The sequence below is a fragment of the Marinomonas piezotolerans genome, assembly GCF_003362755.1.
In the GTDB taxonomy this organism is placed as follows: Bacteria; Pseudomonadota; Gammaproteobacteria; order Pseudomonadales; family Marinomonadaceae; genus Marinomonas; species Marinomonas piezotolerans.
Window position 1 is genome coordinate 531,633 of the sequence record NZ_QKRA01000003.1, and the last position, 20,683, is coordinate 552,315.

The following is a 20,683-nucleotide window of genomic DNA, read 5'->3' on the forward strand; positions in this document are numbered from 1 at the left end:
CGTGCCTTCGAGTGACCTCAGATTGAAAGGAGACGTGTTGTGACCGATCGTCAGGCTTCGTTAAGAGAAAATGTACGTTTGTTAGGTGATTGCTTAGGAGAAACAATGAGTAATCACTTAGGTAAAGAGTTTCTGGAGACTGTTGAAAATATTCGGTTGCTGTCTAAAGATGGTCGCCAAACAGGGGACTCTAGTGCATTAATCGAAGCACTAGAGGCGTTAGATGATAAAGATATTGTTCCAGTTGCGAGAGCATTTAACCAATTCTTGAATTTATCAAATATCGCTGAGCAGTACCATCGTGTCCATAGGCGTCGCACCAATGAGAGTTTGGGGATTTATAAAAACCCTGTTGGTGATTTGCTGGCGCGTCTTAAGGAACAGCAGATCAGTCCTGAGCAGATGATTGAATCATTGCGCTCCCAAGCGATAGATTTGGTATTGACCGCGCACCCTACTGAAGTGGTTCGACGCTCATTGATACGTAAGTTTGATAACATATCCAGTGAATTAGAAGCGTTAGATAAAGATAATATTCTACCACTTGAAGAAACCAAGCATGTTCGCCGTTTAAATGAAATTATTACCCAAGCTTGGCACACTGACGAGATTCGTGATCAGCGGCCGACCCCAGTGGACGAAGCTAAATGGGGGTTTGCAGTTATTGAGCAATCACTTTGGCAAGCTGTCCCGCGATTCTTCCGTCAGCTTGATGAACAGTTTGGTGAGTATACTGACCAAGAGCGACTGCCGCTTGATTTAGCTCCCATTCGATTTGCAACATGGATGGGGGGAGATCGAGACGGAAACCCTAATGTGACTCACTCTGTGACTGAAGAGGTGGTGTTGTTAGCGCGTTGGATGGCGGCTGATCTGTACCTTAAAGATTTAATGAATCTTCGCTCTGAGTTTTCTATGACTCAATGTAATGACGCATTGCGTGCAAGAGTTGGTGACAGTACGCAACCATACCGTGAAATCATAAGGCGTTTAGAAAACAAGATCTCGAAAACCAAAGATTGGGCTAAGGCTCGCTTAGACGGCCAGGCGATCAGCGACGAAGGAATAATGCTGGACAATCAAGAGCTGATCGAGGATTTATCTTTATGCTATCAATCGCTTTTAGATTGCGGGATGAAGGTTATTGCCAATGGGTCGGTCTTGGACCTCATTCGTTGTGCTGCCACATTTGGTATGACCTTAGTTCGTCTAGATGTGCGCCAAGATGCGTCTAAGCATATTGAAGTCTTATCTGCGATTACGCGTTTCTATGGCCTCGGAGATTATGCTGAATGGGATGAAGCTTCCCGCCAAGCTTTTTTACTGGCAGAGCTTAACTCTAAGAGACCTTTAATACCGAATGATTGGTCTCCAGAGCCGATGGTCGAAGAAGTACTTAGTACATTTAAAACCATTGCTAGCGGTTACAAAAACTCTTTTGGTTCGTATGTTATTTCAATGGCGAGTGCACCTTCAGATGTGTTGGCGGTCGCCTTGTTACTAAAAGAGTCTGGCGTGCAATTCCATATGCGCATAGTGCCCTTGTTTGAGACGCTGGCCGACCTAGATAATGCGGAACCCATCATTGAGCAGCTGTTTTCTTTGCCTTGGTATAAGGCGTATATCAATGGTCATCAAGAAGTGATGATTGGCTATTCTGACTCCGCCAAGGACGCGGGACAAATTGCAGCGACATGGGGGCAATATCGAGCGCAGGAAGCTCTGACTAGGTTATGTCAAAAACATGGTATTCATTTGACCCTATTTCATGGCCGAGGTGGTACGGTTGGGCGAGGCGGCGGTCCCGCACATGTTGCGATTTTGTCTCAGCCCCCTGGTTCGGTGAAAGGCTCGATCCGCGTGACTGAGCAGGGTGAGATGATTCGTTTTAAATTTGGTATTCCCGATATCGCAGTGCGTTCACTGGAGTTATATTGCTCAGCGGTATTAGAGGCCTCATTGATACCTTCGGCTTCGCCAAAAGAAGAGTGGCGTGCGCTAATGGATGAAATGGCTGAGGAGGGCATGAACCAATATCGCGCGATAGTGAGAGGGCATGAAGACTTTGTACCGTATTTTCGTACGATCACTCCCGAGCAAGAGCTTGCCAAATTGCCACTAGGCTCGCGTCCTGCGCGTCGAAAATCTGATGGTGGTGTTGAGAGTTTACGCGCAATCCCGTGGATTTTCGCATGGATGCAAATCCGTATGATGCTACCTGCTTGGCTTGGTGCGGAGAGTGCGTTGCAACAAAGTGTCGATTCTGGAAACCTTGAAAAGCTTCGTGAAATGCATAAAGAGTGGCCATTTTTTGGTGCTTATCTTGATATGTTGGATATGGTGTTGGCCAAAGCAGAGCCCGATATCTCCGAGTACTATGAAAAACGCTTAGTACCTGAAGAACTGCAAGGACTAGGTCGGTTGCTAAGACGAAAATTGTCTCAAGTGCGTGATTTGGTTAAAGAGGTTAAACAACAAGAGCGTCTCATTGAAGATAACAAAACGATTAGGCAGTCGATCGATGTTCGCAACCCCTATATTGACCCTTTGCATTACTTGCAAGCAGAGCTTTTACATCGAAGCCGCATTGATGATAACAATAGTGCGGTGAATAAGGCTCTTATGATTACCATGGCAGGTATTGCCAGTGGCATGCAAAACACGGGCTAAATATAGGGAAAAGTCAAAAATATGTAACATAACGGCACTGTTAGGCCCTAAATATACTGGATTGTTTGCAAATTTAGCTCGGCTTTCTGTATTCTAGGCTGCCCTAAATTTTATGTTAGCGAGCGTAAGAAGGCTTTGCCACAGTATGTTTGTGGTGTAAGCCAATGACGAATACTTCTTATAGGCTCGCGATTACCAGTTTTAAAGCAAACTTTTGGAGATATATTTATGCGAGTTATTTTGTTAGGCGCTCCAGGCGCCGGTAAAGGTACTCAAGCCCAGTTTATTACTGAAGAGTTTGGCATTCCGCAAATTTCGACAGGCGACATGCTTCGTGCGGCAGTAAAAGCGGGTACAGAACTTGGTTTAAAAGCAAAAGCGGTAATGGATGCAGGGCAACTAGTATCTGACGATATTATCATTGGGTTGGTTAAAGAGCGTTTGAAAGAAGACGATTGTGTCAAGGGGGCGCTATTTGATGGTTTCCCTCGTACTATCCCTCAAGCTGATGCCTTGAAAGAAGCAGGTGTAGCGATCGACTTTGTAGTAGAGATCAATGTTGCTGATGAAGAGATTGTGAAGCGAATGAGTGGTCGCCGAGTTCATGAAGCATCCGGCCGCACGTATCATGTTGTGTATAACCCTCCAAAAGTAGAAGGGAAAGACGATGAAACAGGCGAGGAGCTCATTCAGCGACCAGACGATACAGAAGAGACTGTGCGCAAGCGTCTTGGTATTTATCATGATCAAACAGCACCACTTATCGGGTATTATCAAGCTTGGCAAGAAACAGATGCCGCAACAGCTCCTAAATTTGTAAAAGTGGATGGCGTTGGTGATTTGAATGAAATTAAACAAGGCTTGATTGCAGCACTAAAGGCTTAATCGTTAAATGACCGCTATTCTCTCTATCGATACATCAACGCCAGCATGTTCTGTGGCGTTGATCAAGGATGGGGCTGTCCTCGAAGACTTTCGTATGGCACCGCGTCAGCATAATGACTTGATTCTTCCTATGGTGGATCAGATTTTATCCCAAGCAAACCTAACGTTGTCTCAATTAGATGCCATTGCATTTGGTCGAGGACCAGGCTCATTTACGGGGCTGCGCATTAGCGCTGGCGTAGTACAAGGGCTCGCATATGGAGCAGATCTGCCGGTAGTTCCGGTGTCCACTTTGGCAGCAATGGCATTGGAAGGTGGTTTGGAGACCAACCATACTTCTTGGTTATCTGCATTGGATGCCCGAATGGGCGAGATATATTTGGGAGGATATGAGCTTCACCAAGTAGAAGGACGCTGGGTTGCAGATGAGACGTTTCCAGAGCGAGTTATTAAGCCTGACAACCTCGAGCCGATAAAGATTAGTTATCAAGGTGTCGGGTCTGGTTGGGTCTATAAAGATGAACTCAATAGTGTTTTGCCGCAAACAGCGGAAAAAGTCATAAAGAGCATCGCTCCTCGAGCGGCATGTATTGCGCAGCTAGCTGAGCATCTATTTCATCAAGGTAAAACTGTAGACGCAGATCAAGCACTGCCAGTTTACCTAAGAGACGAAATAACATGGGAAAAACAACCCGCTAGAATAGGGAAACGCTAGTATTATGCTGTGGTATCACATAGTTTTTTTAGCTTTGATTCAGGGGCTAACGGAGTTCCTACCTGTTTCTAGCTCCGCTCACCTTATATTACCTGCACAGCTTTTTGATTGGGCTGATCAAGGGTTGGCATTTGATGTTGCGGTGCATGTTGGTACGCTTACTGCTGTCGTCACTTATTTCTGGCGTGACATTTGGAACGTGGCGAATGGTTGGATTGCGTCGTTGGTGACTCGTCGTAGTACTGATGACAGCCGATTGGGATGGTGGATCATTATTGCGACCTTACCTGCTTGCGTTGCAGGTTATGTTTTTGAGAGCTTTATTGAGACGCATCTTCGTTCTATGGAAGTAATTGCGTACGCTACCATTGGCTTTGGTGTGTTACTTTGGGTGTCGGATCGTTTTTTTCCAAGTCACTTTGAACAACAAGATTTCTCTCTTAAAAGCGTATTATTTGTTGGTTTTGCGCAAGCTCTAGCACTTATACCTGGAACATCTCGTTCGGGCATTACTATGACGGCGGCTCGTTTTTTAGGGTTTTCTAGAGCCTCCGCTGCACGTTTTTCATTTCTATTATCCATTCCTTTGATTCTGGCTGCAGGTGGTCTCAAGTTTCTAGAGCTTATTTCTAGTAATACAGAGGTAGGCTGGTCTGCTATCATATCAGGGGTTGTGCTATCAGCATTCAGTGCTTATCTTTGTATATATCTGTTTTTGAAATGGTTAAATAAAATAGGCTTTTTACCATTTATGATATATCGATTGGTTTTAGGTGTAGCGTTATTGATTGTCGTGAATTTAGGGCGTTAATATGAGAGTCGACGGCAATTTACCTATTGTTTCACAGCCAAGGCAGAAGACGAATACGACTTTACCCGCTGTGACCGCATCGAGTGAACCGACTCCATTGACTCACTCCTCTAGTCCTATTCAGCAATTTGAATCTTATGCTAACGGAGAGTCGAGTCGCTTTTCCAAAGTAGAGGGCTTGTCTGCTTTTGCTCAAGAGGCTCTTTCTGCATATCAAAGTACACAATCCCTTGCCTCCTCAAATCCTCGTAATCTATTGATTGGTGTTGATGTCTACGCATAATCTAGCCGTTGTTATTAATGGCGACTATTCTAAAGAGCTAGCGAGGCAGTTAAGACTCCCGACATTTACTTTAAAGACAGAGTTAAAATATGTCACTCAGTATGAGTATTTGCTTATACATGAGGACGGGGTGCTCGCAATAGCGAAAACAGGTAAGGGAGCTCCAAAGCCTGTGTCAGTAGAGTTAGCAAGTGGAGCCGTTGATCATCGTCGTAAATTTGGTGGTGGTAAAGGTCAAGATATCGCTAAAGCAATTGGCTTGAATAAACGTTCTAGTATTCAGGTCATTGATGCAACGGCAGGATTGGGGCGAGACGCGTTTGTTTTGGCTTCTTTGGGGTGTTCTGTTGAGTTGTATGAGCGAGTTGGGTTTGTTCGAGCTCTGCTCGCTAACGGTATTGAGCGGGCGCGCCTAGTAGTAAACTTAGAAGATATCATGTCTCGTATTAGTTTAGCTCCGAAAACGATATTTGAGTTACCGGATGCCGAAACAACAGACGTCGTTTATTTGGACCCCATGTTTCCTCATAACGACAAATCGTCTGCCGCTGTGAAAAAAGAAATGGCGTTTTTTCGTGATGTTGTTGGGCCGGACTTAGATGCCGATAGCTTATTTCCTAAAGCTTGGCAGCTTGCGCGACATCGGGTCGTGGTCAAGCGGCCGAAGGGCGCGCCCTACCTACATAATGAAGAGCCAACATATCGTATTGATGGTAAATCTGGCCGCTTTGACGTCTATGTTAAACGTTCTCTTGAGAAAGAAGAGCTATAGCCTTAGTAATGAGGAGGGCGTTCGCTACTGTCACTAACGCCTACCTGCTGCTGCCTGTTTGCTTCCAACTGTTTTGCGATCAGTTTTATTTGCTCTTTAAGTAATAATAAGTCTTTTTGTTGCAGCGTTAGGGCGTGATTTAAGGCATCGATCGTTTCTTCTTGAAACTGGGATTTCATTTCCAACTCATCGATTCTATTAAGTAAGTCTGAGGTATTCATATATAGCCGCTATATGGTAGTCTTTTGATGTGCTAAGTACTTATTTTCGCGTCCGTTGCTAACGATATAATCTTAAGACCGATGCATAGGGTCGATGGCGCGAATTTTGCTAACACTCGATATACTGATACTGCTTATCTATGGTGTTTGATGAGTGATTTTCAAGTACTCTAAGCATGTATTATTGTTCCATTTAATAGGATGCTCGTTTCCATAAGAGTGGTTAATACTTGCGCTTCGCTAGAAGGGCAATGTTGTTATAGGAACTTACAACAAAAACATCGTCAATATATTCAAGGAACTCAAATGTTTTTTTCAGTACGTGCATTTATTGTTAGTCTTATTTTGGCGTTAGTGGCGCCTTTAGTGATTGCACCGTTGGTCGGAGTGAATATCGCTCAAGACTATTTAGTTTATTTTGCTGTTACGTTGGTAGCGGTATATCTTGGTGCAGTTTTTTCTCAAGAAAGCTCTTCTACAAAGACTCAGTCTTCTTCTGAAGACGATCTACAAGATGATGAACAGGACGATCGAGAGATCGGGACTGTTAAATGGTTTAATTCATCTAAAGGTTTCGGCTTTTTGACGATGGAGAGTGGTGATGACGTATTTGTTCACTACCGCGCAATTCGCGGCCGTGGTCGCCGCTTTCTAATTGAAGGCCAGAAAGTCCGTTTTTACGTTACCGAAGGTGAGAAGGGCAAGCAGGCTGAAAACGTATCTATTGTTAAAACTAACTAAGCGACATCATCAATTAAGAGGTTGAAATGGCGACTGTAACTCTAAAAGGTAACCCAATCGAAACGGTAGGCAACTTGCCTGCGGTTGGCTCAAAAGCACCAGCTTTTGAGTTGGTTAAAACAGATCTTTCTGTAGTTTCTTTAGCTGATTACTCAGGTAAAAAACTCGTACTAAATATATTCCCGTCAGTTGATACGCCGACTTGTGCTACATCGGTTCGTAAATTCAATGAAGCGTTATCAAAACTAGAAAACACTGCTGTATTGTGCGTGTCTGCAGATTTGCCATTTGCTGCTGCACGTTTTTGTGGCGCTGAAGGGCTGGACAATGTCGAAACTGGCTCATCATTCCGCTCTGATTTTGGTGCCGCTTACGGCGTAACGTTTACCACTGGGCCATTGGTTGGGTTGCTGTCACGTTCGGTAGTCGTTATTAGTGAATCAGGCGAGGTACTGTATACAGAACAAGTCGCCGAGACTGCAGACGAGCCTGATTACGATGCAGCGCTTGCGGCATTAAGTTAAGCGCGCATTTAGTACTAATTTAAAAGGCCATGCTATATTAGCATGGCCTTTTTTGTTGCCTGTAAGCTGACGGCTAGTCAACTTGCACAGGAATTGTATGGGTTGTTCGTTCGACAGAGTTGTCGTTGTTTAGGTAAACGAGCTTGGGTTTGAAAGTGGTTGCTTCCGCTTCATCCATTTGACCGTATGCAGCAATGATGACACGATCACCTACCTGCACCTTGCGTGCCGCTGCGCCGTTCATTGATATCGTACCGGATCCTGCTTCGGCTAAAATCACATAGGTGTGAAAGCGCTCACCGTTATCAACATTATAAATGTCGATTTTTTCAAATTCTCTAAGCCCAGCGAGTGTCACCAGATCACTATCAATGGCACAGGAGCCGTCGTACCAAAGTTCTGCTTGAGTGACGGCTGCCATATGAAGTTTGCCTTTCAGCAATGTAATTTGCATAGTTTGTCTTTACTCTCAAATGTATGGCGTGATGGTGGAGCAATATTAGCGCCAAATATAGGGGCCTTCGCCATGTGAGTTAATGCGCCACCATAGGTCGGGATCGTCCTTAGAGTCTTCTTGCCATCCCTGTATGTTGCACCGTATTTCACATGCTAATGCTTCATAAGCTTGCTTTGCACATTCTGCATCGTTATCCCAAGGAGTGTGAGCAGAATCAAACCAAACTGATGTAAAACGCTTACCGGCTGCTCTCTCTAGAATTGTCACAGGGATAATAGCCGTATTGTAAGTTATTGTGAGCTTGGCCCCCGTATCATTGGTTGCTATGCCTGAGACTTCAAAATCTTGATTAAGCCAGTTGATAATATTCTCAGTAGGGCAAGATAATACGTATATTTCGATATCGGGCTGCATAGGAGCTAGTCCTTTTTATTTAGCATGTGATAAATACGCAATACGCTCATGGATAAATATCCTATGAGCGACCATGTAATACCTATACCAGCTATACCCAATCCAAGAAGCGCAATGATTTCTCGCGACAGGGAATCTAGCAAGAGGTTGTCGGCAACAAATATCATGAGCACTCCAAAGGCGAAAAGTAAGCCGCCTTGTATCAACTTCATTAACGCAAGCTTTGGGTTATTGCCAAGCTTCAATGCCAGTTGGTGAATAAAGTTAAGGAGTTTGTTCATGAAAAAGATTAGTTTGCCATTAGGTTTTCTAGAATACGCTGGTAGATGGTTGAAAGCTGGTTAAGGCTCTCTGCTTCAACACACTCGTTTAATTGGTGAATTGTCGCATTTATGGGACCTAATTCAACTACTTGCGTACCCATTTTAGCGATAAAGCGGCCATCTGATGTGCCGCCAGACGTTGACAGTTGAGGGGTCACGTTGACAGTACGCTCAACTGCATCAATCATCGCATCGACTAGGTTACCGGGTTTGGTAAGAAAGGGGAGCCCATTGTAAGTCCACTCAATATCATAATCGAGTTGATGCTTGTTTAGAATAGTGACCACTTTCTCTTTAAGATCCTCAAATGTTAACTCAGATGAGAAACGGAAGTTAAATTGAGCAGAGAGTGTTCCAGGTACAACGTTTGTTGCGCCAGTTCCAGAGTGGATATTGGAAACTTGGAAGCTAGTAGGGGGAAAGAAGTCGTTACCGTTATCCCATTCAGTAGAGGCGAGCTCGTCGAGTACAGGTGCTGCTAAATGGATAGGGTTTACTGCTAGGTGCGGATAGGCAACGTGGCCTTGTTTGCCATAGACCGTTAAATCTCCACTAAAAGAGCCGCGGCGGCCGTTTTTGATAATGTCGCCTAACGTGTGAGTGCTAGAGGGCTCTCCAACAATACACCAATCAACTTGCTCATTGCGTGCCATTAGCGCGTCGACTACGCGTGTCGTTCCGTCGACGAATGGACCTTCTTCATCGCTAGTGATCAAAAAAGAAATCTGTCCATTATGATTTGGATGGGCGGTAACAAAGGCCTCGACAGCGGTGATCATCGACGCCAGGCTGCCTTTCATATCCGCCGCACCGCGCCCATAGAGGACTCCATCAATGATTTCTGGTTTGAAGGGGGGAACTGTCCACTCGTTCTCAGGGCCAGTTGGCACGACATCTGTGTGACCTGCAAAGCACAAATTAGGACCGCTGTTACCTCGTTTGGCATAAAAATTTTTTACATCTCCAAAAGGCATGCGTTCGATGTCAAAACCGAGTTTTTCGAGGCGGGCAATCATCAGATCTTGGCAGCCTGCGTCCTCAGGCGTGACGGATGGTCGGGAAATCAAGTCTAAAGCAAGCTCTAGAGTCGGTGTTAATTGGGTCATTCTTTACCTTTGCCTTATGTTTGGTTACTTTAGCTCTTTGCCTACACGACAAACAACTAGGATGACGTAATGAGATTTGGTGTATTGGGGCTTGTGACTATTCTATTATCAGGTTGTAGTTTTTTTCACGACAGTAGCGGTGAAAAACAAGTACAAGAGGCTTATTATGTACCAGTAATCCGTGGTGACGGAAGGTCACCTAGAGAAGAGCGAGTTCGCCCAGTTCAAATTTCAGATAAAAAGCTGTCTGAAACCTCTCCTTATACGCCGGTTCTTAAAGAATAGCTTGAGCTTAGATGCCGAAAATCTCTGAATATTGTTCTGGTTTAAAGCCGAGCGTGAGCGTGCCGTTGTGGTCTAATAATGGGCGTTTGATCATCGCTGGTTTATCCAAGAGTACAGATATGGCCAATTCATCAGTCATATTTTCTTGTTGCGTTTTATCTAATTGACGCCATGTTGTGCCGCGCTTATTAATTAAGTTTTCCCACCCCAAGACCTCAATCCACTGCTCTACTTGCTCATGGGTTAGGCCATCTTTTCGGTAATCATGGAAGACGTAAGTCACGTTGTTATCATTAAGCCAACGTTGTGCTTTTTTCATGGTGTCGCAGTTTTTTATGCCATAAATGGTGGTCATGTCATGCTCCGAGAACAGAAATGAAAAATGCCGAAGGTGGTTACTTCGGCATTTTGATAGCATTATCTTAGTTATGTGCGTGTAATGCTTCGTTTAACGCGATGGCACTTTTGTTTGTTTTGCATTCGATAGCGCCAGTTTCAGAGTTACGACGGAATAAAAGGTCGGATTGACCTGATAGTTCACGTGCTTTGACGTTTGAAACAACTTGGTTATTTTCATCAAGAACCGCGACTTTTGAGCCAGCAGTGATGTACAAGCCAGATTCGACGGTACAACGATCACCTAAACCAATGCCAATGCCTGCGTTCGCACCGATCAAGCACTCTTCACCGACAGCAATCACGATATTGCCGCCTCCAGAAAGAGTCCCCATCGTCGAGCAGCCACCCCCCAAATCAGAACCGTTGCCAACAACGACGCCAGCAGAAATTCGACCTTCTACCATGCTTGTGCCTAGTGTGCCTGCATTGAAGTTCACAAAGCCTTCATGCATCACTGTCGTGCCTTCTCCTAGGTGCGCCCCTAAACGTATCCGAGCGGCGTCGCCAATACGAACACCTGTCGGTACCACGAAGTTGGTCATTTTAGGGAACTTATCCACACTGAACACTTCGATTGTGCGGCCTTCCATACGAGCAGTGAGTTGGCGGTCAGCTAATTCACGTACATCAATAGGACCTTCGCTGGTCCACGCTGTGTTAACGAGTAAGCCGAACATGCCGTCTAGAACAGTATTGTGAGGCTTAACTTGGCGATGGGAGATGAGTTGTAACTTCAAGTAGACTTCTGCGGGATTCGCTGGGGCTTTGTCTTCTTCTAGGATGCAAAGTACTACAGGCTGCGTGGATGCTTTTAAGCGTGATGCACGTTCGGCCAGCTCAACGTGTCCTGCTTTAAGTAGTGTTAAGTGAAGGCGATTAAGGTCGCTTTCGTCCAAGACTAAGGTTGCATTGCCGCCTTCGTAGTTAGTGCTTTCGATCACGGCATCAATAATACTTTTATCCGGTGAAACACTTGGTGAAGGATAAAACACTTCAAGCCATGTGCCTTCTTTGTTTTGGGTGCCGATACCTAAGCCAATTGCGAATGTAGTGTTACTCATTTAGAAAAATGCTCCTAAGAATAGGGTTAATTAAAGGGGTTTATTATGTTTGTTTATGAAGCGGGCAATGCGTTGGGCTGCTTCGACACACTCGGATTCTTCCGCAACCAGCGCCATACGTACGTGGTTTGTACCAGGGTTGTGTCCGTCGACATCTCGGCCCAGGTAGCTTCCCGGCAGTACCAATACTGATTCCTCTTCATAGAGTTTTATACAGAATGTCTCGTCGTTCATGGGAAGTTTGGGCCATAAGTAGAACCCTGCTTCAGGCTTGCTGATATCCATAACAGGCGCAAGTATCTCCAAGACTTGATCAAATTTACGCTGGTAGATGTCACGGTTTAAAGAAACGTGTGCCTCATCGCTCCATGCTGTAACGGATGCGTCCTGATGATGTATTGGCATAGCGCAACCATGATACGTTCGATAGAGCAAAAACGGTGCAAGAAGCTCGGCATCTCCTGCAACGAAGCCAGAACGAAGACCTGGTAGATTTGAGCGCTTTGAAAGCGATTGGAATATCAAACAGTTTTTGAATGATGGGTTACCTAGCTGTGTACAGGCGTCGAGCAACCCAAGAGGTTTTTCATCGAAATATATTTCTGAATAGCACTCATCTGCAACAATGGTGAAATTATACTGTTTGGCTTTGTTGATGAGGTATTCGTATTCCTCCAGCGTTGTTACGCTTCCTGCGGGGTTGTTTGGGGAGCAGACGAATAAAAGCTCACATCGTTGCCAAACCTTATCAGAAACCGCTTTATAATCGATTTTGTAATGATTTTCAGCGTTACATGGAAGGTAGTGCAGTTCGGCACCGGCTAAAATGCCAGCGCCTTCGTAAATTTGATAAAACGGGTTTGGACTAACGACAAGAGGTTGATCTTTTTCGCCAACTAGTGCCTGAGTAATAGCGAAAAGTGCCTCTCGGGTCCCTGTGACTGGCAAGATCTGAGTGTCTGCGTCAAGCGATGTAAGGTTGAAGCGATTGCTAGCCCAATTGGCGATGGCTTGGCGTAAGCGCGCCTCACCTTTTGTTGCTGGATATTTTGAAACACCATCTAAGGATTTTTTCAGTGTATCAATGACAATACTTGGCGCTTCGTGTTGAGGCTCACCGATGGTTAGTTTTATCAGTGGCAACTCTGGGTTAGGTTGGAGGCCATTAAGTAAGTCGGCAAGCTTTTGAAACGGGTAAGGATGTAGTGATCGAATAAGAGGATTCATGAGTTTATTGTTCCGTGGCCTGAGAGAAGCGGTCAATGCTGTCTTTCAGAGTGTTACAAAGATGGTCCATGCGCACAGGGTCGGTGATTAAATCACCATTATCTTCAGTGATATAAAAAGTGTCTTCCACTCGCTCGCCTAAAGTGGCGATTTTAGCTTTGTGTAGCATCAGTTTTTGTTCCATAAAGAACTGACCAATCATAGCTAGTAAGCCTGGGCGATCGGGAGCCGTGACCTCTAAAGCAGACCACACCTCTTCTGGTTGACTTACAAAGTGTACGGTAGACGGAGCGTTGAAAATCTTTAAGTGACGAGGAGTGAACCGCTTAATCACGCTTTCATAAAGTGATGGTGAGTCGAGCTGCTCAATTAAGGTCTCTTTCATGATTTCTATGCGGTCTTTGTCTAGATATAAATTCGTGTCGTTGTTATCTAGATTCTCCATTACGACAAACGTATCAAGACTATAGTTGTCGGTGGTTGTATTAATTTTAGCATCGAGGATGGTAAGCCCCATTTGCTCGAATAGGGCTGCCGTCACTGCGAAAAGGTGGCTAGCGATAGGGGTGTAGATAAAGACCTTGCTTGCACCAGAAAAATTGCGCCCGCCAAGAGAACTAATTGCAACTAAGGGTTTTGTGCTGGGGCGATGTTTTAAAATCGCTTCTGTATTCCACGCAATTTCATCGCCACTGGAACGAATGAAATACTCTTCTTCGATTTTTTCCCATATTTCTTCAGCGTCGATCATGTCGATATTACGCTCTATCAAAATCTCGAGGGCTCGCTGCTTGTGTTCGTCGCTTTGCATTTCAGCATCAATAGGGGAGTCAAGTCCACGACGAAGCGCGCGTTTCGTTTCTAAATATAGTTGTCGCATTAAGGCAGCGCGCCAGCTGTTCCACATGGTGGGGTTGGTTGCATTGATATCAGCTACCGTCAGTAGGAAAAGGTAATCGAGATGCTCTTGGTCTTTAACAATGCTCGCAAATTCCCAAATTACTTCTGGATCAGAGATGTCTTTTCTTTGAGCTGTAACAGACATTAGTAAGTGGTGCCTTACTAGCCAAACAATTAAATCCGTCTCACGTTTGCTTAGGTTATGGCGCTCACAAAATTCTCGTGCATCAACGCACCCCAGCTCTGAGTGATCGCCACCTCTACCTTTTGCAATATCGTGATAGAGGCCTGCGATATATAGCAATTCTACTTTTGGCACATGGCGGATTGTTTGGGAGGAAATAGGAAATTTAGCGCGACTTTCTGGTAACCAGAAACGACGGAGGTTCTCTACCAGCTGCAAGGTGTGGGCATCGACGGTATAGATGTGAAACAAGTCATGTTGCATCTGTCCGATGATGCTGGCGAACTCAGGTAGGTATCGCCCCAGCAAACCAATATGCTTCATTGAACGCAACGCCCGAGTCATGCGATAGGGGCTCGCAATAATATCTAAAAACAGTTGGGTATTCTCGGGAGTGTTACGATAATCATCATCGACTAGATCAAGGTTGTCGCGAAGTGCTCGCATAGTATACGCGCGGATGCCTTGTATGTTGTCGTGTTCTCCCATGATTTTGTATAGCTCAAGCATGGCAGATGGTGTTTTTTGAAAGACATCTGGCGAACGAATTTCAAGTTGCCCATTTACGATTTGAAAGCGCTCGTTAACGATCTCTATATCTGGTTCCTGTTCTGAAAGCAGGAAGGATTCTTCAAAGTGCTGTAGAAGTAGATCGTTCAGTTGTTGAATGGCAGCAACACTTTGGTAATAGCCTTGCATAAAGCGTTCAACGTTTCGCTTAAGGTCTTTGTCATCAAAGCCAAAAATCTTTGCAAGAGTTCTTTGATGATCAAAAAGAAGGCGATCTTCCTTTCGGCCAACGGTCATGTGTAGTGCCCAGCGAATCCGCCATATAGAGGCTACAGCCCCTTTCAATTGGATGTATTCATCTTCAGAGAGGAATTCTTTATCGATAAGAGCGCTAAGTCGATGAGTGTGTAGGTGGCGTTTGGCTACCCAGTCAATCACCTGCATGTCTCGTAAGCCACCAGGGCACTCTTTTATGTTGGGCTCTAAGTTATAGGCGGTGTTCTGATATTTTGCGTGGCGTTCTTCCTGCTCAGCTATTTTGGCTCGGTAAAATGACCTACCATCCCACATATGGTTGACGTCGATTTTGAGCTTTAAGTTGGCAAGAAGCTCTGGGTCGCCAGATAAGTTTCGTGACTCAATTAAGTTTGTGATGACTGTTACATCGTTGGCAGCGAGTTCTGCACATTGAGATACTGAGCGTACTGAGTGGCCGACATCTAATTTCAAGTCCCAAAGGAAGGTAATAAACGCTTCCATTTTTTCTGCTGAAGGCTCAGCACCGTCGCGAATAAGAATGAGTAGGTCTATGTCCGATTTCGGGTGAAGCTCTCCCCGGCCATACCCGCCGACAGCGATCATTGCAACACCCTTTTCAAGGTCTAGCCCTGCTCGTTGCCAAGCCGCTTGCATCACTTCGTCATAAAGCCTGGAAAGCCCCTTAACCAATTTATCAATTGGATAAAGATCATGAAATAAATCGTCGTAGGATTTTGTTTTTTCATTGATCAGTTCGCGGAACCGTTTGGCTCCGGTTTTAGCAGACGCCATCTCAAGCTTTTCAGCTTCGCTAAATAAAGGTGGGGCATCTGGAAAAGCAGGGAAATCCATACAGGGCCTCTTTAAAGTGTCGGCGGAGAAATAGGTTTAAATTGTTTCTTCTGGACGTAGCGTGAGTACTTCTACGCCATCGGCTGTAACCAGCAATGTGTGCTCGTACTGCGCTGACAAGCGGCCATCTTTAGTTTTCGCAATCCAGTTATCAGGGCCGGTATGCTTAACTTGCTTTTTGCCTGCATTGATCATAGGTTCGATGGTTAGTGTCATACCTTCCTCAAGCGCGACTCCTGTACCTGCTTTGCCGTAATGTGCAACTTGAGGTTCACCATGGAATGTCGTTCCCACTCCATGGCCACAGTACTCCTCCACTACAGAGTAGTGATGTTTATGGGCATGGTCGGATATCGCAGCACCGATATCACCAAGACGTACACCTGGTTTTACCATTCGAATGGCAAGGTACAGGCTCTCTTGGGTCACTTTACATAAGCGTTCTGCATGTGGTGCGACTGACCCTGCAAAAAACATCTTGCTGGTATCGCCATAGTAACCATCTTTGATAACGGTAATATCGATGTTGACAACATCACCTTTTTTTAGAAGTTTGTCGTTCGGAATGCCATGACAAATGACATCGTTAACGGACGTGCAACAAGATTTCGGGAACCCGTGATAGTTTAGTGGGGCAGGAATGGCGCCTTGTTCCGCAACAATGTAGTTATGAGCGATAATATCGAGCTGCTCAGTAGAGACGCCTGGTACAACATATTGTTCAAGCATTGTCAGTACTTCGCTGGCAAGTCTGCCAGCAGTTCGCATGCCTTCAATATCGTTTATGTCAGTAAAACGGGTCGCCGCAGGGCGTGGTGTCCAAACGGGAACGTCTACCCGACCGTTAGCGGTTAGCTCATTAACTTTTTGTAGGATCTCATTGCTCATAATAAAACTGTCTTAAATATTCAATAGTCTAAAGATGTGCAATATTCTACATGAGTTGAGGTCGTTATTCCCCCATGAGGAGAGAAAAAATCTTACGCGGGAGTGTATGTAGGTAGAAATATGTGCTTTTGAAAAAAGTGGGAATATGGTATAACACGCCCGCTTGATTCTGATTGCAGAATTGAGCATAACTATTAGACAATCTAACGACCTTGTTGCCTAATTAAAATAGCGTCTCTGGGGTGCCTGAAATTGCTTTAAATTTCAATAGGCTGAGAGGCTAGGGCTAGCAAGTTAACCTAACCCAAATGCGAAGGATATTTAAAATGCCTACAGTTTCTATGCGCGACCTACTACAGGTTGGTTCACACTTCGGTCACCAAACTCGTTACTGGAACCCAAAAATGAAGCCTTTCATTTTTGGTGCTCGTAACAAGATTCATATCATCAACCTAGAGCACACTGTTCCTGCTCTTAACGAAGCGCTTGAGCTTGTTAAGAACATGGCTCAGAACAAGAACAAAGTGTTATTTGTTGGTACTAAGCGTGCAGCATCTAAAACAATTGCTGAGCAAGCATCTCGCGCGTCTATGCCATACGTTAACCACCGTTGGTTGGGTGGTATGTTGACAAACTACAAAACGATCCGTGCTTCTATCAAGCGTCTTCGTGAACTAGACGGTCAACAAAACGATGGCACGTTTGAAAAGCTAACTAAAAAAGAAGCTTTGATGCGTACTCGTGAGCTTGAAAAACTTGAGCGCTCTTTGGGCGGTATTAAAGATATGGGTGGTCTACCAGATGTGCTTTTCGTTGTAGACGTTGATCACGAGCGTATTGCAATCAAAGAAGCTAACAAGCTAGGTATCCCTGTTATCGGTATCGTTGATACTAACAGTGATCCAGATGGTATCGATTACGTTATTCCTGCAAACGATGACGCAATTCGTGCAGTACAATTGTACGTTTCTGCATTTGCAGATGCGGCCCTAGAAGGTCGTGCTGCAGCAGCGGGTAGCGCTGACGAGTTTGTTGAAGTAAGCGAAGCCACTGAAGCTTAATTTTACGGATCATAACTGGTCTTGTTTCTAAAGGGGGGAGATCTCTCTCCCTTTTTTAAATTTGTTATCGTACGAGGGGAATACACATGGCCGCAGTATCTGCAGCAATGGTAAAAGAACTACGTGACCGCACTGGCTTGGGCATGATGGAGTGTAAAAAAGCTCTGACTGCAGCAGGTGGTGACATTGAAGTAGCAATTGAAGAGCTACGCAAATCCAGTGGCATGAAAGCAGCTAAGAAAGCTGGCCGTACTGCTGCTGAAGGTACTATCATCATGAAGATTGCTGATGATAATTCTTACGGTGTATTGGTTGAGATCAACTCTGAGACTGATTTCGCGGCGCGTGACGAAGGTTTCCTAGCGTTTGCCAATAAAGTTGCTGACGCTGTCTTTGCTACAAAAGAAACTGATATGGCGGTTGTGATTTCTGGCGAAATGCTTGAAGCTCGCGAAGCGCTTGTTCAGAAAATTGGTGAAAACATCACACCTCGTCGTGCAGTGTTAGTAGAAGGTGGTTTGGTTGCAGGCTACTTGCATAGCAATGGTCAAATCGCTGCTCTAGCTCAGCTAGAAGGTGGAGATGCAGAGCTTGCTAAAGATGTAGCAATGCACGTTACAGCGGTTAACCCACGCGTTGTCCGTGGTGAAGATATGCCTGCTGATATCCTTGCAAAAGAAGAAGAGATTATTCGTGCTCAGCCAGACATGGCAGGCAAGCCAGCTGAAATCGTTGATAAAATGATTGGCGGCCGTATCAAGAAGTTCTTGGCAGAAAACAGCTTAAACGAGCAAGCGTTTGTTAAGAACCCTGAAGTGAAAGTTGGTCAGCTAGCGAAAGATGCTGGTGCGACTGTAACTTCTTTCATTCGCATCGAAGTGGGTGAAGGTATTGAGGTCGAAGAGACTGATTTTGCTGCAGAGGTTGCTGCTCAATTGAAAGGCTAATTCAGCTGGACGTTTGAGTATAAAAAAGGGGCAGCTTGACTGCCCCTTTTTATGAATATCGTACTGAAGTTTGCTTTGTGCTGCTTGAGTGCGCACTTCTCACCATGACCGGAGGTTGGTAATGCCTAAAGAAAAGAATTCAAAATACAAGCGCATTTTGTTGAAATTGAGCGGTGAAGCTCTCCAGGGAGATGAGACCTTTGGTATAGATCCAAAAGTGCTGAGTCGTATTGCGTTAGAGATTGGTCAACTACGCGGTATCGGTGTGGAAGTTGGAATAGTGATTGGTGGTGGTAACTTGTTTCGCGGTCAAGCATTAAGTGAGGCTGGGATGGATCGAGTAACCGGCGATCATATGGGAATGCTTGCTACGGTTATGAATGCCTTGGCGATGCGAGATGCTCTTGAGCGTGCAAATATTTCTACTCGTGTGATGTCTGCTATTACGATGACAGGTATTGTTGAGCCTTACGATCGTCGTCGTGCGATGCGCCATCTAAAAGATGGTGATGTGGTTATTTTTTCAGCGGGTACGGGGAATCCATTTTTCACCACAGACTCTGCTGCGTGCTTGCGTGGTATTGAAATAGATGCGGACGTTGTGCTGAAAGCGACAAAAGTTGATGGGGTTTATTCTGCAGATCCAATGAAGGATCAAAATGCAGTGAAATATGATACATTAACTTTTGATGAGGTTTTAGAAAAACAGTTAGGCGTCATGGACTTAACTGCAATTTGTTTGACCCGTGATCACCAGATGCCAGTTAGAGTTTTTAATATGAACAAACCAGGCGCTCTGATAAACATCATGACTGGTGGTGACGAAGGCACCATTATTAAGTGAGGAACCAATGATCAACGATATTTTGAAAGATGCGGAAGACCGCATGGGTAAAGCTGTTTCTTCAGTTGAGATAGCGTTTAACAAGATTCGTACTGGCCGTGCGCACCCTAGCTTGTTGGATCCAGTTAAAGTGAACTATTACGGTAGTGAAACCCCACTTAGTCAAGTGGCTAACATTACAGTTGAGGATGCTCGTACACTTGGGATCTCCCCTTGGGAAGGGAATATGGTACCTGAAATCGAGAAGGCCATTCTTAAGTCTGATCTTGGCTTAAACCCATCCACGACAGGTAATTTGATCCGCATACCTTTGCCTGCGTTAACCGAGGAAACTCGCGGTAACTACTTTAAGCAAGCAAAAGCCGAAGCAGAAAACGGCCGCATCGCGATTCGAAATATTCGTCGCGATGCAAATGGTACGCTGAAAGATCTAGTTAAAGAAAAAGAGATTTCTGAAGACGACGACCGTCGTGCTCAGGATCAGGTGCAAAAAATCACAGATAAGTATGTTGCTCAAATTGAAGAGCGTCTTGCTGCGAAAGAAAAAGACCTGATGGAAATCTAAAAAGAGGGCAGGCAGATAATGCCTGCCTTTTTATTTTGACTAGGTAGCTCTATGTCTGATCAAGAGTTGGCTGCTGAAGGCCAATCCGCTCCTGCTCACGTTGCTATTATAATGGATGGCAATAATCGCTGGGCAAAGAAAAAACATCTTCCAAGTATCGCGGGGCACACTGCGGGAGCTAATGCTGTTCGTAAAACAGTTGAGGCTGCGGCGCGTCAGGGTGTAAAAGTACTTACGCTATTCGCTTTCTCAAGTGAAAATTGGCGTCGCCCCCAAGTAGAAGTTGATGGGTTGATGAATTTGTTCATGCGTTCTCTGAAAAAAGAAGCTAAGCGTATGGCACAGCATTCAATCCGCTTGATCGTGGTTGGCGATAAAACCGGGTTCAGCGAGAAACTTCAGGAGCAAATTGCAGTTGCTGAGCAAGCAACGCAGCACAACGATGGTATGGTTCTCGCTATTGCGGCCAATTACGGCGGTCGGTGGGATATCGCCCAAGCGGCCAAGGAAGTGGCGCGGCAGGTAAGAGATGGCGAAATCTCGTTAGACGACATTGATGAGCGAGCATTAGGGCGGCATACCTGTCTTGCAGGGCTGCCCGAACTAGATTTAATAATTCGTACATCTGGTGAAGAGCGTGTCAGCAATTTCTTGCTTTGGCAGCTGGCTTACGCTGAATTTATTTTTATGCCGGTTCTCTGGCCTGACTTCGATGGCGATCACTTCAATGAGGCACTGACGATCTATCAAGGTCGTCAGCGTCGATACGGCGGACGTTAG

General features: G+C 45.1%; 24 protein-coding genes. 14 read left to right on the top strand and 10 right to left on the bottom strand.

Features of this window, described 5'->3' with window-relative positions; all coding sequences use genetic code 11:
* The first annotated feature begins 39 nt into the window (after window positions 1-39).
* The 6 genes from ppc to DN730_RS10095 all read left to right on the top strand — a co-directional run bounded on the left by ppc (window position 40) and on the right by DN730_RS10095 (window position 6,136).
* Complete coding sequence (gene ppc, locus DN730_RS10070; RefSeq protein WP_115467982.1) at window positions 40-2,670, top strand: phosphoenolpyruvate carboxylase; 2,631 nt, start codon at window positions 40-42, stop codon at window positions 2,668-2,670.
* A 228-nt stretch (window positions 2,671-2,898) separates the two neighbouring features.
* Window positions 2,899-3,555 (top strand): adenylate kinase, encoded by a 657-nt coding sequence (gene adk, locus DN730_RS10075; RefSeq protein ID WP_115467983.1) that lies wholly within the window; start codon window positions 2,899-2,901, stop codon window positions 3,553-3,555.
* A 7-nt stretch (window positions 3,556-3,562) separates the two neighbouring features.
* Window positions 3,563-4,270 carry a tRNA (adenosine(37)-N6)-threonylcarbamoyltransferase complex dimerization subunit type 1 TsaB gene (gene tsaB, locus DN730_RS10080; RefSeq protein ID WP_115467984.1) on the top strand — a complete coding sequence of 236 codons (708 nt, stop codon included), beginning with the start codon at window positions 3,563-3,565 and terminating at the stop codon, window positions 4,268-4,270.
* A gap of 4 nt (window positions 4,271-4,274) precedes the next feature.
* A complete protein-coding gene (locus DN730_RS10085) occupies window positions 4,275-5,081 on the top strand; it encodes an undecaprenyl-diphosphate phosphatase (protein ID WP_115467985.1) in 807 nt (268 codons plus the stop codon).
* A gap of 1 nt (window position 5,082) precedes the next feature.
* Window positions 5,083-5,364, top strand: coding sequence for a hypothetical protein (locus DN730_RS10090; RefSeq protein WP_115467986.1), 282 nt, complete (start codon window positions 5,083-5,085; stop codon window positions 5,362-5,364).
* Entirely contained in the window at window positions 5,351-6,136 is a 786-nt protein-coding gene (locus tag DN730_RS10095; RefSeq protein ID WP_115467987.1) for a class I SAM-dependent methyltransferase, read from the top strand. Before DN730_RS10090 ends, DN730_RS10095 begins: the two co-directional genes overlap by 14 nt.
* A gap of 2 nt (window positions 6,137-6,138) precedes the next feature.
* On the opposite strand, the gene DN730_RS10100 is transcribed toward DN730_RS10095, so the two are convergent.
* Window positions 6,139-6,357 carry a SlyX family protein gene (locus tag DN730_RS10100; protein ID WP_115467988.1) on the bottom strand — a complete coding sequence of 73 codons (219 nt, stop codon included), beginning with the start codon at window positions 6,355-6,357 and terminating at the stop codon, window positions 6,139-6,141.
* A gap of 306 nt (window positions 6,358-6,663) precedes the next feature.
* Here DN730_RS10100 and DN730_RS19365 point away from each other — a divergent pair, with 306 nt between their 5' ends.
* Both DN730_RS19365 and tpx read left to right on the top strand, forming a co-directional pair.
* Entirely contained in the window at window positions 6,664-7,098 is a 435-nt protein-coding gene (locus DN730_RS19365) for a cold-shock protein (protein WP_115467989.1), read from the top strand.
* 26 nt (window positions 7,099-7,124) lie between these two features.
* Entirely contained in the window at window positions 7,125-7,622 is a 498-nt protein-coding gene (gene tpx / locus DN730_RS10110; protein WP_115467990.1) for a thiol peroxidase, read from the top strand.
* A gap of 73 nt (window positions 7,623-7,695) precedes the next feature.
* On the opposite strand, the gene panD is transcribed toward tpx, so the two are convergent.
* The 4 genes from panD to dapE are packed head-to-tail and all read right to left on the bottom strand — an operon-like array spanning window position 7,696 to window position 9,922.
* On the bottom strand, window positions 7,696-8,076 hold the full coding sequence (gene panD / locus DN730_RS10115) for an aspartate 1-decarboxylase (RefSeq protein ID WP_115467991.1): 381 nt from the start codon (window positions 8,074-8,076) through the stop codon (window positions 7,696-7,698).
* 45 nt (window positions 8,077-8,121) lie between these two features.
* The gene (locus DN730_RS10120) at window positions 8,122-8,493 is read right to left on the bottom strand and encodes a hypothetical protein (protein WP_115467992.1); all 372 of its coding nucleotides are present in this window, start codon (window positions 8,491-8,493) and stop codon (window positions 8,122-8,124) included.
* Between the two features lie 5 nt (window positions 8,494-8,498).
* Entirely contained in the window at window positions 8,499-8,774 is a 276-nt protein-coding gene (locus DN730_RS10125; RefSeq protein ID WP_115467993.1) for a hypothetical protein, read from the bottom strand.
* 8 nt (window positions 8,775-8,782) lie between these two features.
* Window positions 8,783-9,922: a succinyl-diaminopimelate desuccinylase gene (gene dapE, locus DN730_RS10130; protein ID WP_115467994.1), complete on the bottom strand. Its 1,140-nt coding sequence runs from the start codon at window positions 9,920-9,922 to the stop codon at window positions 8,783-8,785.
* A 69-nt stretch (window positions 9,923-9,991) separates the two neighbouring features.
* Here dapE and DN730_RS10135 point away from each other — a divergent pair, with 69 nt between their 5' ends.
* Complete coding sequence (locus DN730_RS10135) at window positions 9,992-10,207, top strand: hypothetical protein (RefSeq protein ID WP_115467995.1); 216 nt, start codon at window positions 9,992-9,994, stop codon at window positions 10,205-10,207.
* Between the two features lie 7 nt (window positions 10,208-10,214).
* On the opposite strand, the gene DN730_RS10140 is transcribed toward DN730_RS10135, so the two are convergent.
* The 5 genes from DN730_RS10140 to map all read right to left on the bottom strand — a co-directional run bounded on the left by DN730_RS10140 (window position 10,215) and on the right by map (window position 16,486).
* Window positions 10,215-10,562, bottom strand: coding sequence for an ArsC family reductase (locus DN730_RS10140; protein WP_115467996.1), 348 nt, complete (start codon window positions 10,560-10,562; stop codon window positions 10,215-10,217).
* Between the two features lie 67 nt (window positions 10,563-10,629).
* A complete protein-coding gene (gene dapD / locus DN730_RS10145) occupies window positions 10,630-11,667 on the bottom strand; it encodes a 2,3,4,5-tetrahydropyridine-2,6-dicarboxylate N-succinyltransferase (protein ID WP_115467997.1) in 1,038 nt (345 codons plus the stop codon).
* Between the two features lie 30 nt (window positions 11,668-11,697).
* Window positions 11,698-12,894: a succinyldiaminopimelate transaminase gene (gene dapC, locus DN730_RS10150; protein WP_115467998.1), complete on the bottom strand. Its 1,197-nt coding sequence runs from the start codon at window positions 12,892-12,894 to the stop codon at window positions 11,698-11,700.
* A 4-nt stretch (window positions 12,895-12,898) separates the two neighbouring features.
* Window positions 12,899-15,598, bottom strand: a complete 2,700-nt coding sequence (gene glnD, locus DN730_RS10155) for a [protein-PII] uridylyltransferase (RefSeq protein WP_115467999.1) — start codon at window positions 15,596-15,598, stop codon at window positions 12,899-12,901.
* Window positions 15,599-15,634: 36 nt separating this feature from the next.
* Window positions 15,635-16,486, bottom strand: coding sequence for a type I methionyl aminopeptidase (gene map, locus DN730_RS10160; protein WP_115468000.1), 852 nt, complete (start codon window positions 16,484-16,486; stop codon window positions 15,635-15,637).
* Window positions 16,487-16,812: 326 nt separating this feature from the next.
* Here map and rpsB point away from each other — a divergent pair, with 326 nt between their 5' ends.
* From rpsB to uppS, 5 genes are all read left to right on the top strand, one after another.
* Window positions 16,813-17,547 (top strand): 30S ribosomal protein S2, encoded by a 735-nt coding sequence (gene rpsB / locus DN730_RS10165; protein WP_115468001.1) that lies wholly within the window; start codon window positions 16,813-16,815, stop codon window positions 17,545-17,547.
* Between the two features lie 86 nt (window positions 17,548-17,633).
* Entirely contained in the window at window positions 17,634-18,494 is an 861-nt protein-coding gene (gene tsf, locus DN730_RS10170) for a translation elongation factor Ts (RefSeq protein WP_115468002.1), read from the top strand.
* 121 nt (window positions 18,495-18,615) lie between these two features.
* Complete coding sequence (gene pyrH, locus DN730_RS10175; RefSeq protein WP_115468003.1) at window positions 18,616-19,338, top strand: UMP kinase; 723 nt, start codon at window positions 18,616-18,618, stop codon at window positions 19,336-19,338.
* 7 nt (window positions 19,339-19,345) lie between these two features.
* Window positions 19,346-19,903 (top strand): ribosome recycling factor, encoded by a 558-nt coding sequence (gene frr, locus DN730_RS10180; RefSeq protein WP_115468004.1) that lies wholly within the window; start codon window positions 19,346-19,348, stop codon window positions 19,901-19,903.
* A 51-nt stretch (window positions 19,904-19,954) separates the two neighbouring features.
* Window positions 19,955-20,683 carry a polyprenyl diphosphate synthase gene (gene uppS / locus DN730_RS10185; protein WP_115468005.1) on the top strand — a complete coding sequence of 243 codons (729 nt, stop codon included), beginning with the start codon at window positions 19,955-19,957 and terminating at the stop codon, window positions 20,681-20,683.

Coding starts and splice junctions, on each gene's coding strand:
- adk (WP_115467983.1), top strand. CDS start 2,899: ATGCGAGTTATTTTGTTAGGCGCTCCAGGCGCCGGTAAAGGTACTCAA.
- tsaB (WP_115467984.1), top strand. CDS start 3,563: ATGACCGCTATTCTCTCTATCGATACATCAACGCCAGCATGTTCTGTG.
- DN730_RS10085 (WP_115467985.1), top strand. CDS start 4,275: ATGCTGTGGTATCACATAGTTTTTTTAGCTTTGATTCAGGGGCTAACG.
- DN730_RS10090 (WP_115467986.1), top strand. CDS start 5,083: ATGAGAGTCGACGGCAATTTACCTATTGTTTCACAGCCAAGGCAGAAG.
- DN730_RS10095 (WP_115467987.1), top strand. CDS start 5,351: ATGTCTACGCATAATCTAGCCGTTGTTATTAATGGCGACTATTCTAAA.
- DN730_RS10100 (WP_115467988.1), bottom strand. CDS start 6,357: ATGAATACCTCAGACTTACTTAATAGAATCGATGAGTTGGAAATGAAA.
- DN730_RS19365 (WP_115467989.1), top strand. CDS start 6,664: ATGTTTTTTTCAGTACGTGCATTTATTGTTAGTCTTATTTTGGCGTTA.
- tpx (WP_115467990.1), top strand. CDS start 7,125: ATGGCGACTGTAACTCTAAAAGGTAACCCAATCGAAACGGTAGGCAAC.
- panD (WP_115467991.1), bottom strand. CDS start 8,076: ATGCAAATTACATTGCTGAAAGGCAAACTTCATATGGCAGCCGTCACT.
- DN730_RS10120 (WP_115467992.1), bottom strand. CDS start 8,493: ATGCAGCCCGATATCGAAATATACGTATTATCTTGCCCTACTGAGAAT.
- DN730_RS10125 (WP_115467993.1), bottom strand. CDS start 8,774: ATGAACAAACTCCTTAACTTTATTCACCAACTGGCATTGAAGCTTGGC.
- dapE (WP_115467994.1), bottom strand. CDS start 9,922: ATGACCCAATTAACACCGACTCTAGAGCTTGCTTTAGACTTGATTTCC.
- DN730_RS10135 (WP_115467995.1), top strand. CDS start 9,992: ATGAGATTTGGTGTATTGGGGCTTGTGACTATTCTATTATCAGGTTGT.
- DN730_RS10140 (WP_115467996.1), bottom strand. CDS start 10,562: ATGACCACCATTTATGGCATAAAAAACTGCGACACCATGAAAAAAGCA.
- dapD (WP_115467997.1), bottom strand. CDS start 11,667: ATGAGTAACACTACATTCGCAATTGGCTTAGGTATCGGCACCCAAAAC.
- dapC (WP_115467998.1), bottom strand. CDS start 12,894: ATGAATCCTCTTATTCGATCACTACATCCTTACCCGTTTCAAAAGCTT.
- glnD (WP_115467999.1), bottom strand. CDS start 15,598: ATGGATTTCCCTGCTTTTCCAGATGCCCCACCTTTATTTAGCGAAGCT.
- map (WP_115468000.1), bottom strand. CDS start 16,486: ATGAGCAATGAGATCCTACAAAAAGTTAATGAGCTAACCGCTAACGGT.
- rpsB (WP_115468001.1), top strand. CDS start 16,813: ATGCCTACAGTTTCTATGCGCGACCTACTACAGGTTGGTTCACACTTC.
- tsf (WP_115468002.1), top strand. CDS start 17,634: ATGGCCGCAGTATCTGCAGCAATGGTAAAAGAACTACGTGACCGCACT.
- pyrH (WP_115468003.1), top strand. CDS start 18,616: ATGCCTAAAGAAAAGAATTCAAAATACAAGCGCATTTTGTTGAAATTG.
- frr (WP_115468004.1), top strand. CDS start 19,346: ATGATCAACGATATTTTGAAAGATGCGGAAGACCGCATGGGTAAAGCT.
- uppS (WP_115468005.1), top strand. CDS start 19,955: ATGTCTGATCAAGAGTTGGCTGCTGAAGGCCAATCCGCTCCTGCTCAC.